Here is a 13,840-nt window from a genome sequence, read left to right as displayed (position 1 = left end):
CCTCCGGCTGAGACGGCGGCCGCGTCGCGCGGCCGCCGGATGCGTGGCGCGGGTCAGACGGTCCAGGTGTCGATGATTACCGCGTTGTCGCGCTTGTGCAGGAGGATGCAGTCGAGCACGTCGAGGGGGTTGATCATGCGGATGCCCTCGATGAAGGCCGCTTCGCCGTGGCCGTACAGCGCCTGGGTCGAGAACCGGCAGGCATAGACCTTGCCACCCTCGGCCATGAACTTCTCGAGCTGGTTGTTGAAGTTCAGGTGGCCCGGGAAAGCCTCGTCGCCGAGCCGCGGGAAGCCGCGCTGGACGCCGAGGGTGATGCCGGGCCCGTAGAGCAGGATGGAGGTCTCGAAGCCCTTGCGCTGGAGGCGGGTGGCCTGGAGCAGGTTGACGAGGCCGATGGAGCCTTCGAACGCGACGGTGTGGAAGGTGACGAGGGCCTTCTGGCCCGGCTCGGCCTTCACGTCCTCGAAGACCTTCTCCTCGTAGTCGACCAGGAAATCACCCTTCTTGTGATGTTCGCGGTTCACGGCAGGCATGTCACTCGCTCCTTGAACAGGTGGACCGCGGCGTGCGGAGCCGCGAGCGGTCACCCCGGAATAGGGCAAGCGATGTGCCAAGCGTCCTCGATCAAAGAGCCGATCAATCCGCCACAGTGATCTGCATACAATTATGCGATCAATTCGAGTGACCGGATATCGCGACTTTGCGGATCACGGCCCGCAGGACAAGCAAATTTTGCTTCCTGCTTATTCATTCTATGCTCGAAATGGCGCCACCAATTGCTTGCATTGTATGGACAGACAACTTGAACGCATCCGCAAGGGATTACGGTATGACGCTTGCTAGCCATACAATCGACCATTGATTGCATGATGACCGCATGGGCGTCGGACGGATGGGCTCGACGGAACGGGACGAACGGCCGGGTCCCTCAGGCTCGACGGGGCATTGGACGCCGGACCTCAAGCGCTGGGGCAAGCCCCACTATCTCGCCATCGCGGAGGCCCTCGCGGAGGACATCCGCACGGGGCGGCTCACGCCGGGCACGCGTCTTCCCACCCAGCGGGCCCTCGCCGACGCCCTCGACCTCAACTTCACGACGGTGTCCCGGGGATACGTCGAGGCTCACAAGCGCGGCCTGATCGAGGGGCGCGTCGGCCAGGGCACCTTCGTGGTCGATCCGGCGCGGTCAGGGCGCCCGGGTGCGGCCGCCGGTGCGACGCGGATCGGGCCGGTGGACTTCACCATGAATCTCCCGCCCGAGCCCGATACATCCGCCCTGCAGGCGCGCATGCAGGCCTCGTTCGCGGACTTGTCGAGCGATCTCGCCAACCTTCTGCGCTACCAGGGGTTCGGCGGCTCCGACGCGGACAAGGAAGCCGCCCTGCGATGGCTGAGGGGGCGCGGCATCGGCACGGCCCGGGAGCGCCTGCTGATCTGCCCCGGCACGCACAGCGCCCTGTTCAGCGTGCTGGGTCAGGTCGCCCGGCCAGGGGACACGATCTGCGCCGAGCGGATTACCTATCCGGGCATCCGCTCGCTCTCGGCGCATCTGGGATTGCGGCTCGTCGACCTGCCCATGGACCGGTACGGGGTCGATCCGGATGCCTTCGCCGCCGCCTGCACCAAGGTGGCCCCGAAGGCGATCTATCTGAATCCCCTTTTGCAGAACCCGACCACCGCGACCCTGCCCCGCTCCCGCCGGGAAGCGATCATCGCCGTGGCCCGGCGTTACGCCGTGGCCATCATCGAGGACGACGCCTACGCCCGGATCTGCCCGGCCCCTCCCCCGAGCTTCGCGGAGCTCGCGCCCGAGATCACCTACTACGTGGCCGGCGTCGCCAAGTGTCTGGGCGCCGGGCTGCGTCTCGCCTTCCTCGTGACTCCAAGCGCCCGGACGACCCTGCCGCTCGCGGGGGCCCTGCGCGCCGCGACCGTCATGGCCTCGCCGATCGCGACGGCGCTGACGACGCGCTGGATCATGGACGGCACGGCGGAGGCGATCGTGCAGTTCGTGCGCGAGGAATCGGCCGCACGGCAGCGCATCGCGGCCTCCCTGCTCCCGGCAAGCACCTACACTGCCGATCCGCACGGATTTCATGTGTGGATCACCCTGCCGGCGGGCTGGACGCGCTCCGCCTTCGCCAGCCAGGGACGGTCCGCGGCCCTCGGCGTGGTGAGCAGCGACGCCTTCTGCGTGGCGGGAACGCCGCCGGAGGCGGTGCGCCTGTGCCTCGGCGGCCCCTCGACCCGGCAGCAGATCACCCGTGGGTTGGAGATGCTCGCCCACGCCCTCGAAGGCTCGCCGGCCCTCGCCTCGAACTACATCTGAGCCGCTCGTTGCGCGCTCGAACGAATGGCTCGGATCCGGTCGTGCCGATGCTCTTCAAGACGGGATTGGCGGGTGGGGACGTCGCGCCGGACGGCCGCCTCGCACCCGCCGCGATCCTTCGGTAGCATGCGAACCTCCCCGGCGGCTCCGCGCTGCACGAGATTCCGCCTTATGGCCAGTTCATCAGGCGGAGGGGCGATCCGGCAGGGGAAGGCTATGTCGCGGCGAGCGATCCGCGACGGGATGGGCAGGCGGTGGTGTGCTGACGACGCCTCGTTTTGGGCTTCTCTGGCGATTAAGCGGTCTCCCATCCGTTCCTGTGTGCCCCCCGTGGTGATCCGCATGCCGCCTCACACCGGACCTACCCTCTTAGCGGCAGCCGCTTCTCGTGGGACCGGCCATGGTGAGTAGGCGCGAGGTCGGCGCCGCGGCACTCGCCGCGGCCAGCCTGATGATGACCCGGCCCGCCCGGGCGCAGGAGGCATCGGGTCCCTCCGGGACGAGGCCGCCGGTGCGTATCGCCATGCTGCTGTATCCGGGCATGACGGCGCTCGATCTGGTCGGCCCGCAGGAGCTGCTGGCGGGTCTCGCCCCCGGGAGCCTCACCCTCGTGGCAAGGACCGCCGGCCCGGTCCCCAGCGACACCGGCCTGAGCCTGATCGCCACCACGAGCTTCGCCGACTGCCCGGGCGAGCTCGACGTTCTGTTCGTGCCCGGCGGTGACGGCACGCCGGGGCAGATGCGCGATCCCGACACCCTGGCATTTCTCCGCGACCGGGCCAGCCGGACGAGGTGGGTCACGAGCGTCTGCACAGGATCCCTGATCCTCGGTGCCGCAGGATTGTTGCAAGGGTACCGCGCGACCTCTCACTGGTGCGTGCGTGACACCGTCCTTCCGCTCCTCGGGGCGATACCGGTGAACGAGCGCGTCGTGTTCGACCGCAACCGCGTGACCGCCGCCGGCATCTCCGCAGGGCTCGACTTCGCCCTTGCCCTCGCCGCGCGGCTGCGTGGCGACGCGTATGCCCAAACGGCACAGCTCGTGGCCGAGTATGCACCGGAACCGCCCTTCGCCGCGGGAAGCCCCGTCACGGCAGGTCCGAAGATCACCCACGATGCCTTGACGATTCTCCACGATCTCGTCGCCGACTCGCGGGCGGTTGCCGAAGCCGCAACGCGTCCCAAGCCATGAACCATGGCAGTCTCGGGCGCACCGGAGGGCGGCTCATCTGCCCTCGCGCTCATGGGGATCGGCGTAGACCTCGGCTGAGGCTCACACCCGTACCGTCATGGCTCGGCGCTGGCTCGTCCTGACGGGGGCGGCGGGTGGGGATGCTCGGAGATGCCGCATGCCGCACCGGTTCTCACAAGGGTGAGAGGGCGAGCCTTTCGATCCCGGTTCGACGCCGGATAGACGAGCCGAAGAAGCGCTTCACAAATTCCTGTCGCACAATGGTGACGCGCACCCTTGAGAGCGCGGCATCGTGACACGTTCAGTCTTCGACTCCTGTAGGCTGGGCGTATAGAAAAGTTATAGTAGAAGACCGAACGCGAAAATGTCCTGCCGCACCAGTTAATTCATACCAATACAGGCCCGCGCCTGGGCCACATTGAAAGATTAATTTTGCGTAATCCAGCCCACCTGCTGTCACTGGCAACGGCCTCGCCGCCGTTCCAGCTCGATCAAACCGATGTCGCTGCCGTCGCTGGGGAAATGTTCTCGCTTCGCTATGACGATTTCGAACGGCTCTCGAAGGTCTTTACGACCTCCGGCATCGAGACCCGACAGTCGGTCCGGCCGCTCGACTGGTATCGGCAGACCCTGGGCTGGCCCGAGCGGACGGCGGCGTTCATCGAAGGCGGCGAAGCCCTCTTCATCGAGGCGGCGGGCCGGGCGCTCAAGGCGGCGGGTCTGTCCGGGGCCGACGTCGATACGGTGGTGACGGTGACCTCCACCGGGGTGGCGACGCCGAGCCTCGAGGCGCGGGTCTCGGCCGCGATGGGGTTCCGCCCGGACGTGTCCCGCGTCCCGGTCTTCGGCCTCGGCTGCGCCGCCGGCGTCTCGGGCCTGTCCATCGGCGCGCGGCTCGCGGAGGCCCGTCCGGGGACCAACGTCCTCGTCGTGGTGATCGAGCTGTGCACCCTGTCGTTCCGGCTCGACCTGCTGACGAAGGCCAACATCGTCGCGACGGCCCTGTTCGGGGACGGCGCGGCCGCCTGCGTTCTCCGGGCCGGGGACGGCGGCCTCGCCTCCGTCGAAGCCACCGGCGAGCACACGTGGCCCGATACGCTCGACGTCATGGGCTGGGCGGTCGATCCGATGGGATTCGGGGTGATCTTCGCCCAGGCCATCCCCCCCTTCGCCCGCACCAAGGTCGGGCCGGCCGTCTCGGGGATTCTTGCCAACGCGGGTCTCTCCATGGCCGAGATCGACCGGTTCGTCTGTCATCCCGGCGGACGCAAGGTCGTCTCGTCGTTGGAAAGTGCCCTCGCCCTGGAAAGCGGGACCCTCGATCATGAGCGCGACGTCCTGCGGGAGCATGGCAACATGTCCTCGCCCACGGTCCTCTTCGTGCTGGAGCGCGTGCTGAAACAGGGGTTGCCGGACATGACGGCAATCACCGCCCTCGGCCCGGGCTTCACGGCGAGCTGCGCGGTGCTGAGGCGCGCGGCGTGACTTTCGCGACATTGATCCTGGCGCTCGTGACCGTTCAGCGGCTCGGCGAGCTCGTCCTCGCGCGCCGCAACACCCGGCGCCTGCTCGCCGCCGGCGCGGTCGAAGTCGCGCCGGGGCATTACCCCGGCATCATCGCGGTCCACGCGCTGTGGCTCGCCGGCCTGTGGTACTTCGCCTGGAACGCGCCGGTTCAGCCGGTCTGGCTCGCCCTGTTCGGCCTGCTCCAGCTCCTGCGCGTCTGGGTCATCGCGACCCTCGGTCCGCGCTGGACGACGCGCATCATCATCGCACCCGGCCGCCCCCTGGTCGCCACCGGACCCTACCGCTGGCTGTCCCACCCCAACTATGTCGTCGTGGCGTCCGAGATCGCCGTGCTGCCCCTGACCTTCCACCTGCCCTGGTTCGCGCTCCTGTTCAGCGCCCTCAACGCGGCTATCCTCGTCGTGCGAATCCGGGCCGAGAACCGGGCGCTGGCCGTGGGCCCGGCGGTGCCGGTGTGACGATAGTGCAGGACAAGCCGTCCTCCCGCACCCGGGCAGGGACCGGGACGGGGACCCACACGCTCGGCTTCGTCGCCATGTGCGTCGGCATGTTCATGGCGATCCTGGACGTCCAGGTGGTGGCGACCTCACTGCCGACCATCCAGGAGGCCCTGGGCATCCCGCCCGCCGCCATGACCTGGATCCAGACCGCCTATCTGGTCGCCGAGGTCGTCGCCATTCCGCTCACGGGTCTGCTGACGCGGGCCCTGACGATGCGCTGGCTGTTCGTCCTGGCGGTGTCGCTCTTCACCATCGCCTCGGTGGGCTGCGCGGCGAGCACGGGCTTCGCGTCGCTGATCGCATGGCGCGTGGTCCAGGGCTTTGCCGGGGGCACGCTCATCCCCGCGGTGTTCTCCGCCGTCTTCCTGTTGTTCCCGCCGAAGCGGCAGGGCATCGCCACGACGCTGGCCGGTGTTCTCGCCGTCCTGGCGCCCACGGTCGGCCCCGTGATCGGCGGGTGGATCACCCAGACCTTCGCGTGGCACTGGCTGTTCCTCATCAACGTCGCGCCCGGCATCGCGGCGGCCCTCTGCGGCGCGCTGCAGCTACCACGCGACGACACGGCGCTCGATCGCCTGCGCGCCATCGACCTGACGGCCCTCGCCCTCCTGGCCTCGAGCCTCGCGACCCTGGAGATCGGCCTCACCCAGGCGCCGGAGAACGGCTGGCTCTCCGGGCCGGTGCTCGGCCTTCTCGCCTACAGCGCCGCGTCCGCCGGGGCCTTCGCGTTCCGCACGCTGCGGGCGAGGATCATGATCGTCGACCTGCGCCTCCTCGGCGACCGCGCCTTCGCCATGGGGTGCATCCTCAGCTTCGTGCTCGGTATCGGGCTGTTCGGCATGATCTACCTAATGCCCGTGTTCCTCGCCCTGGTCCGCGGCCACGATCCCTTGAGGATCGGGCAGATCATGCTCGTGACCGGCGTGGCGCAGCTCTGCACAGCGCCGCTGGCGGTGATCCTGGAACGCCGGATCGACGGGCGCATCCTCACCCTGTTCGGCTTCGTGCTGTTCGGCGTCGGCCTCGGATTGAGTGCCTGGGACGGGCCCTTGGCCGATTACGATGCGATGTTCTGGCCCCAGGTGATCCGCGGTTGCGCGATCATGTTCTGTCTGCTGCCGCCGACCCGCCTCGCCCTGGGGCATCTCCCCCCGGCCCGCGTGCCCGATGCGAGCGGCCTGTTCAACCTGATGCGCAACCTCGGCGGCGCCGTGGGCCTCGCCCTGATCGGCTCGCTGGTGTTCGGCCGGACGCCGGCCATCGGCCGTGGGATCCTCGAACGCCTCGCGGCGGGCGATGCGGCGACGGCCATCAGCCTCGGGATCCCGGTGGCCGCCCTCAAGGACGGCGAGAGCCGGCTCACGCCCGCGCTTAAGGCCGCGCTGGAGCAGCTCGTCGGCCGGGCCGCCCTGGCGCAGGCGATCGGCGAGGCCTGGGCGTTGGTGGCGGTCCTGACCCTCGGCGCCGTGGTGACGTTGCTCTTCGTCGGTTCGCCCGTCCCCTGGCGGGAGGCCGGGGACGATCCTCACCCGGGTGCCCGGGCCTGACCGAGATACAGCACCGCCGTCGTCGGGAGCGGCCCGAAGGTGAAATCCCCGCGGGAATCGAGCCCGCGCGGCCCGAACCCGACGAAGGGCGGCACCGTGAAGCCGCGGGCTGACAGCGCCGCGCGGAGCTCCTCGGGCCGGACGAACCGGTCGGGCTCGTGGGTGCCCGGCGGCAGGATCCGCAGGATCGTTTCGGCGAACCGGACCATCACCAGCGTGGCGAGCCACGTGCGGTTGACCGTATCGAAGAGGAACAGGCCCCCGGGCTTCAGGACGCGGCGCACCTCGTCGAGTACCCTGTCGAGGTCATCGACATGCTCCAGCACGTCGACGCAGACGACGACGTCCATGCTGCCCGTCGCCACCGGGATCGCCTCGCCGACGCCCTGCCTGTAGGCGATCGAGAGCGAGCCCTCGGCCGCGTGACTGCGGGCCGCCTCGAGCGCCGGTTCCGAGGGATCGACCCCCGTCACAGCGGCACCCCGGAGGGCCAGGGCTTCGGCCATGAAGCCGCCGCCGCAGCCGAGATCGAGCACGGCGAGCCCGCGCCAGTCGCCGACCACCGGGTCGAACCGGGCGAGGCGTGCGGGGACGAGCTTGGACAATTGCCGGAGCCAGCGCGTCGAGCCGCCCCACCAATCCGGACCGTGGCGGTCGTAGAGGCTGGTGCCGCTGTCGGTCATTCGACGTCCTGCCGGCTCCGCCGGGGAAGCCGGGGCAGGAAGTAGGGCACGCTCCGCTGATAGCCCGCAAACTCCGCCCCGAAGATCCGGTGAAACCGCGCTTCCTTGAACAGGGGGCCGAGCACGCAATAGGCGGTGAGGACCAGGGCGACGCACAGCTGGTCCGGCGTGATGGTCGGCACCGTCCAGAGGGTGAGCGCGAAGGCGAGGTAGATCGGCTGGCGGCAGAAGCGGAACAGCCCCTGGCGCGGCATCGGCGGGTAGACCGGCTTTCGACCCCGCGCGACCGCCCACCAGCCGAGCAGCCCGATCTGCACGGGGAGGCCCGCATCGATGATGGACTTCAACAAGAGAAGCCAGGACGCCGCGTAGCACAGGCACAGGACGACGCGGGCCGGCCCCTCGGCCTGCCACCAGACGACGCCGCTCGGGGTCCAGAGCGCGAACAGCAGCCCGACCTGCAGGGATGCCACCGTCGCGTAGATGGTGGTGGACAGCTTTGCGCCGAGACCGCCGGGGGCAAAGTTGCTCATGAAGCGCCGGCCCGACCGGCTCAACAGTAGGGAATGGAGGATCGGAAACTGGAGCAGCAGCAACCCGTTGGCGATTCCGGCCCAGGGGGAGCCGAGCCGGCCGAGGGACCGGCTCATCCCATAGAACATCGCCACCATCATCGTCCCGACTCCGAGGACGAAGAGGATGTGGCACAAGACGCCCAGCGCGACGGCGATGCGCCGCTCGCGCCTGCTGCTCTCATGGGGATGCATTGGGTAACCCGCAGTGTGGACGTTGCGCCCATGTCCCGGCCCGCCAGAGCATCGGCCGGTGGGGAGGGACGCCCGGCCGGGCCGGGACTCGCTTGCGATGGGACACGGTGAGATCCAGGATCGCTCCGAGGCCAATCCGGTGGGCGGCGGACCGCCTGCATCGGGGCGGTGGGCGTTCAGCTCCGACGGCGGTTCGTCTGACACAGTTTCGGAAATCCTTGGATCGCGTGCTTTCCGTCATTGCGAGCGAAGCGAAGCAATCCAGGGCAGCGGGACATCTCAGACCTGAGCGGATCCCTGGGTTGCTTCGCTTCGCTCGCAATGACAGCGGTGATGACGTGATCCAATTTCCCGGAAGACGCTCTAGCCGCGCGGCCGCGCGGTGGCGATTGGGCCGATCACCGCACGGACAGCGCCGACGTCGGCCCTCGTGCATCCGGAACGAGTCCGGGCAAGGAGCGCCGTGACGATTAGCGGCCGATGGGCTTCAGGCGATCGCAGTGGGGTTTTGCGCGGAGCGGACGAAAGCGGGTTTGAAGACGGCTACTGGATCCGACCGCGTGACGCGGGGCCCGGTCATATCCTCCGGACGCCGATCTCGCGCTCGCCGCGCCAGATTATTTCCACGCCAAAAGCCTCGTTGGTCGATGGAAACCGCAGAACGAATTGGTCCGGGATACCGATCAGGCTCGCCAACTGGAGGAGAGCGCCATCCGCAGACCGGTTCCTGACTTTGCAATCGATGATTCCGCCGTTGGGAAGCAGAATCTTTCCCGTCAACAGGACGCGTCTGAACCGGGGTTCGGAGCGTCTCTCCTCCGGCGTCTCTCCGGGGTGGGGAGGTTTGGGATTGGCGTGATCGTGCCGAGCGCTGTCGGCACTGGCTCGACCCGTCAACAGCCGGGAGAGGTCGTGCAGATCGAGGTTGTCGGCGGCGAGTGCGCGGGTGATCGCTCGTGCCGCGCCGGCGACCTCGCCATCCTGCTCGCTTGCCAGCAAGGGAAGCAGCTTTACCAGTTTACGAGCTAGTTCCCGCGATAGCACTTTGCCTGCCTACGTTTCTTTTGCTTACGTCATCTCCTGCGCTCGGCGGGTTTTCAGGCGGTTAAAACAGCGTTTTTGCGGCAACTTAGGGTTTACAATCCGTGCCCTGGGTCGGCCGCCGCAGTCATTTGGAAAGTAAGAGCCTTCGGCGCCGGGCTCCCTCGGCACCCTGGTTCGTGGCGGTGCGCGGCGAATCCGGGTGGGCCGGTCCCCGTCAGCGCATGTCCGTCAGCGCATGTCCTTGGGGAGATGCTTGATCGGATCCGTCGTTCCCCCCTGGGTCTTGCTCTGGACCGATCCGCCACCCTGCATCACATCCGTCGAGGACTGGATCGCGCTGGGCGGTGCGACCTGGCCGTTGCCCGTGTCGCGCGCGGACCCGCTGCCCTTCACCGTCGATGTCCCCGGCGGAAGCGTTCCAGCCGTCGGCTGATCGACGGCGCTCTTGGCGGACTGGGCCGCCGCGGGACCGGCTAGCGCAAGGCTCGCGGCCACGAGAAGGCCGGCGACGCGGAAGCCGTTTGAACCGGCGCGGGCATGGGAGGATCGAACCGTCGTCATCGAGGAGGGGAAGTCCTTCTGATCTGCCCGGACATCGGAGCATGCACGTGGCAAGCACCGTTCGCGGTCATGGTTCCGCAGCGGGGCGCAGGGCTCGGTCCCGGGCCGCCGTTCAACGGCCGGCTGTGGTGCCATCAAAAGGGCCGCAAGCGCTCCGCGACCTCGTCGGGATCGGCCTGCAGGCTGCAGCGATCGGCTGCCTGGATCGTGGCATTGCCCCGTATCTTGCCTTGGCCACAAACAACCTCAGACGAGCGGCATCGTCCGCACTCTCCGCACCAACGGCGAAGACCAGCAAGGATAAGTTTTCCTGTATGAGGCCCGAAGGGCATCGCGCGCTGAAAAGAAGGTTACTACATCCTGAAGCTTGCGGGCACGGCGCTTATCGATCTCACGCCTGCGTGCCCCACGATGCATGGATACTATTTCATGCTGCGACCAAGTTGGCGATGAACCACTCGGTAAACGGATGCTTTCGCCGAATGTCCTTAGGTGGTTGGTAATCTGTACGTGGTTGGGTCGGAAGCGTCTGCTTGAGGTACGTCGATGCTCGATCTGACCGGTTACAAACTGACCTTCGACGACGAATTCAACACGCGCAGTATTTCCCAAACCGGTGCGGGAACCACCTGGGCGGATATCCGCCAGGAATGGCGGTACGATGCCAACTCGGACATCGGGTTCGGTCACTCCTCCTTCGTCGATCCCGCCTCGGGTTACGACCCGTTCCATGTGGCTGGGGGCGCTCTGACCATCACGGCCGTTCCTGACCAGACGAGCGCCGGATATCCCGGCAGCTGGGAATCCGGCCTGATCACGACGCAGGGCAACTTCTCGCAGACCTACGGCTATTTCGAGATCCGCGCCGACTTCTCGTCCCTGAAGGGCGCGTGGGACGCATTCTGGCTTCTGCCGGTCAATTCGCTGCCCGACCCCAATAATGCTGGTCGTTGGCAGGAGCTCGATGTTGTCGAGCATTATGGCGCCAACGACAAGGGCGTCTACAGCACGATCCATACGACGGACGCCGCGCCGAACCAAAATTGGCAGCAGGAACTGCAGGTCTACAGCGAGCTGACCAGCTCTCCCGGATATCATACCTACGGGATGGACTGGGAAGCCGACAAGATCAGTTTCTATGTCGATGGCCATCTGGTCGGGTCGCAGGCGACGCCGAGCGACATGCACGGGCCGATGTATCTGTTGGCCGACCTGGCGACGCAATCGGACGCAGACGCCGCCGGTGTGCCTATCTCGTCGTCGATCGATTACATCCGGGCCTATTCGAATGCCCCAAATGCCGTCGCGATCGCGCAGGACACGGTTTCCGCGCCGGATGGCAACGATCCTGGGACCTACGGCGCGACGGTGGCGAAACCGGTTGCGAGCGTTTCACCCACGACGGCCGTGAGTGCGCCGGCGGCCACGCAATCGGTCGACACGGCGTCGACCGGCACCGTGACGCCCGTCAGCTCGGCAACGGATACCTCGGCAACCCATACGACCGACAGCGCGACAGTCAGCAATACGACCACCGCGGCTGTTGCGGCGACTTCGACGACCTCTTCGCAAGCGGCTGTCGCCACGACGACATCCGCAGCCGATACGGCAACCGTCGTCAACCCGGCGGCAGGCGCGACAGCAAGTTCCAATACTAACGCATCGGACCATCTCAGCGGAGTCTATCGCTTTTACGACACGCATACGGGGGATCATTTCTTCACGGCGAGTGCCTCGGAAGCCGAACAGATCAAAGCAACCATTCCCTATTACAACTACGAGGGTGTAAGCTGGGCGTCTCCGGACAAAGGGGCGGGGACCGAAGACGTATTCCGCTTTTTCGATAGTAAATCTGGGACACACTTCTTTACCGCTAGCACCACGGAGCGGGATCAAATCATCGCAAGCAACGGCACCTACCACTACGAGGGAGTCGCCTTCGAAGTTTACGCGGCGAACACAGGTGCCCCTGGCATGGAAACACTGGAGAGGTTCTACAACACCACCACCGGCCTCCACCATTTGGCCTCCAGTGCCGAGGCCTACGGCATCAATCACGGCGCAGCGGGAACCGGGTGGGTCGATGAGGGAGCGGCATTCACGGTCCACACGGCCGATGGCTTGTTGCTCGCATGAGCCTTCCGTGAATCGTAGCGCATTGGCGGGCAATTGGGATGCCAGCCAGCTGCCCGCAGGGATATGATCTGTGTGATCGCGCCAGAGCAGCGCCCGTTGTCGTCGCTGCCGGTGTATGTGGTCTTAGGCGGCGCGGTCCTGAGCGCCGTGTGGGACGGTTCCGCTCGGTGGCGTCTCGTCAGTCGAGCAGGAATCGACACCGGGCGGGGACCGTCCAACCATATCGCGGCGGGGTGAGGCAATCGAGCGCTGCCAACACGGTGCTTGAGCAGTCAGGGCTTCGGAATTCCCGGTAGGCACCTGCGCAACGGTTGCGGAATTCAGGAAGCCGGAGGGCCTGAGCCGGCAGAGGGCAGCCTGCTCTGCCAACGTGAGGAGAGCCCTCACCATCGGTCCGAGCACAAAGCTGTTCACCCGGGCGGAAGGGCGGCTTTCGTGAGCAAGGATGCCACGATGACGCTTGGAAGGCCAAGCAAAGCTCTATTGAAACTCAGGAGCGTACATCCTGGCGTGACGACGTCGCTCTCCGCGAAGGCTTTCTTTTGGGTGAGGCGGGTTTGGCCCGAGCCCGCGGTAAGCCGGCATCCTCACGCGCCTCGGCGGCCTCCAGGAACGCGTTGATGTTGCTTCCCAGAATGAGCGGCATGAACTGAGCGATCAAGTCGTCTGACCACGCCCACCATCCCACACTCAGAAGTCGGGCGATCGTCTCATGATCGAACCGATATCGGATGACCCCTGCGGGATCGCCGGTGACGATGGCGTAGGGCGGTACATCGCGCCGGACCACGGACCCGGCGCCGACAACCGCGCCGGTTCCAATTGTGACGCCCGACAGGATGAGACTACCCGCCCCAAGCCAGACATCATCGCCGATCACGACGTCGCCTCGGGTGGCGTGATCATCGGAGCAGGTGAGCGCATCGTGCCACAGGCCCCCGCCAGTGATCCCGGCAATAGCCTTGAACGGGTACGTCGTCACGAGGTCGGTTCGATGATTGCCGAGGGCAATCGTGACGTCCGGGCCAATTGAACAAAAACGCCCGATGTGCAGGCGTGCCATTTCGGGCTCGAGGACGGCAGCCCGACCGTAAGTATGCGCCCCCACCGTCCAGCCCCACCGCTCAATCTCCCGGGCGAAGTGATAGCGGGTGAGATTATCGAAGACGGGTTGCGGCTCGATCATGCGCACAGATGACGATTGTGACGGGACACGCACACTCTAACACGGAAACGACGTCCCGATGAGGCCCAGGGGCATAGGGGGTGCGATGCGGATGCGAAGGCATGTTGACGCCGGATCGCCCGCAATGATCACGGGCAGGGATCCTCGCGTAAGGATGGGACTTATCTCAGGCCTGCGCCGCAGGGGAGACGAGTGGCTGCGCCACCAAAGATGTGCGGGACGTGGCGAGCTCAGGACGTGTCATCGATTTTAGGACGACTTGGGCCAGGAATTTCGTCCCGGCTGTCGCTCGGGCAATCAGTAGCCCTAGTGCGTCATTGGTTTGCAGTAGGATCTTCGTGCTCAGTACTCATCCGGCGTGGACC

12 protein-coding genes are annotated in these 13,840 nt (G+C 66.7%); 6 read left to right on the top strand and 6 right to left on the bottom strand.

Annotated features, from left to right (window positions below; all coding sequences use genetic code 11):
- Nucleotides 1–53 precede the first annotated feature (53 nt).
- On the bottom strand, nucleotides 54–536 hold the full coding sequence (locus tag MFF22_RS10950) for an MSMEG_0572/Sll0783 family nitrogen starvation response protein (RefSeq protein ID WP_007558304.1): 483 nt from the start codon (nucleotides 534–536) through the stop codon (nucleotides 54–56).
- A gap of 359 nt (nucleotides 537–895) precedes the next feature.
- On the opposite strand from MFF22_RS10950, the gene MFF22_RS10945 reads away from it, so the two are divergent.
- The 5 genes from MFF22_RS10945 to MFF22_RS10925 all read left to right on the top strand — a co-directional run bounded on the left by MFF22_RS10945 (nucleotide 896) and on the right by MFF22_RS10925 (nucleotide 7,098).
- A complete protein-coding gene (locus tag MFF22_RS10945) occupies nucleotides 896–2,332 on the top strand; it encodes an aminotransferase-like domain-containing protein (RefSeq protein WP_238249157.1) in 1,437 nt (478 codons plus the stop codon).
- Between the two features lie 400 nt (nucleotides 2,333–2,732).
- Nucleotides 2,733–3,524: a DJ-1/PfpI family protein gene (locus tag MFF22_RS10940; RefSeq protein ID WP_238249002.1), complete on the top strand. Its 792-nt coding sequence runs from the start codon at nucleotides 2,733–2,735 to the stop codon at nucleotides 3,522–3,524.
- Between the two features lie 432 nt (nucleotides 3,525–3,956).
- Nucleotides 3,957–5,009, top strand: coding sequence for a type III polyketide synthase (locus tag MFF22_RS10935; RefSeq protein WP_238249001.1), 1,053 nt, complete (start codon nucleotides 3,957–3,959; stop codon nucleotides 5,007–5,009).
- The gene (locus MFF22_RS10930) at nucleotides 5,006–5,509 is read left to right on the top strand and encodes an isoprenylcysteine carboxyl methyltransferase family protein (protein ID WP_238249000.1); all 504 of its coding nucleotides are present in this window, start codon (nucleotides 5,006–5,008) and stop codon (nucleotides 5,507–5,509) included. The genes MFF22_RS10935 and MFF22_RS10930 overlap by 4 nt, the downstream gene beginning before the upstream one ends.
- Nucleotides 5,510–5,586: 77 nt before the next feature.
- Nucleotides 5,587–7,098, top strand: a complete 1,512-nt coding sequence (locus MFF22_RS10925; protein WP_370877569.1) for a DHA2 family efflux MFS transporter permease subunit — start codon at nucleotides 5,587–5,589, stop codon at nucleotides 7,096–7,098.
- On the opposite strand, the gene ubiG is transcribed toward MFF22_RS10925, so the two are convergent.
- From ubiG to MFF22_RS10905, 4 genes are all read right to left on the bottom strand, one after another.
- Entirely contained in the window at nucleotides 7,077–7,781 is a 705-nt protein-coding gene (gene ubiG, locus MFF22_RS10920; RefSeq protein ID WP_238248999.1) for a bifunctional 2-polyprenyl-6-hydroxyphenol methylase/3-demethylubiquinol 3-O-methyltransferase UbiG, read from the bottom strand. The two genes, MFF22_RS10925 and ubiG, sit on opposite strands and share 22 nt — an antisense overlap.
- Complete coding sequence (locus tag MFF22_RS10915; protein ID WP_238248998.1) at nucleotides 7,778–8,548, bottom strand: methyltransferase family protein; 771 nt, start codon at nucleotides 8,546–8,548, stop codon at nucleotides 7,778–7,780. The genes ubiG and MFF22_RS10915 overlap by 4 nt, the downstream gene beginning before the upstream one ends.
- 576 nt (nucleotides 8,549–9,124) lie before the next feature.
- On the bottom strand, nucleotides 9,125–9,547 hold the full coding sequence (locus tag MFF22_RS10910) for a hypothetical protein (RefSeq protein WP_238248997.1): 423 nt from the start codon (nucleotides 9,545–9,547) through the stop codon (nucleotides 9,125–9,127).
- Nucleotides 9,548–9,820: 273 nt separating this feature from the next.
- Entirely contained in the window at nucleotides 9,821–10,153 is a 333-nt protein-coding gene (locus MFF22_RS10905; protein WP_238248996.1) for a hypothetical protein, read from the bottom strand.
- Between the two features lie 546 nt (nucleotides 10,154–10,699).
- On the opposite strand from MFF22_RS10905, the gene MFF22_RS10900 reads away from it, so the two are divergent.
- Entirely contained in the window at nucleotides 10,700–12,289 is a 1,590-nt protein-coding gene (locus MFF22_RS10900) for a family 16 glycosylhydrolase (RefSeq protein ID WP_238248995.1), read from the top strand.
- A 490-nt stretch (nucleotides 12,290–12,779) separates the two neighbouring features.
- Here MFF22_RS10900 and MFF22_RS10895 read toward each other — a convergent pair whose 3' ends face one another.
- Nucleotides 12,780–13,475, bottom strand: coding sequence for a CatB-related O-acetyltransferase (locus MFF22_RS10895; RefSeq protein ID WP_238248994.1), 696 nt, complete (start codon nucleotides 13,473–13,475; stop codon nucleotides 12,780–12,782).
- Nucleotides 13,476–13,840 lie beyond the last annotated feature (365 nt).

Origin of the sequence: Methylobacterium persicinum, from assembly GCF_022179525.1 — a bacterium.
In the GTDB taxonomy this organism is placed as follows: Bacteria; Pseudomonadota; Alphaproteobacteria; order Rhizobiales; family Beijerinckiaceae; genus Methylobacterium; species Methylobacterium persicinum.
This window is presented reverse-complemented; position numbering and strand designations above follow the sequence as displayed.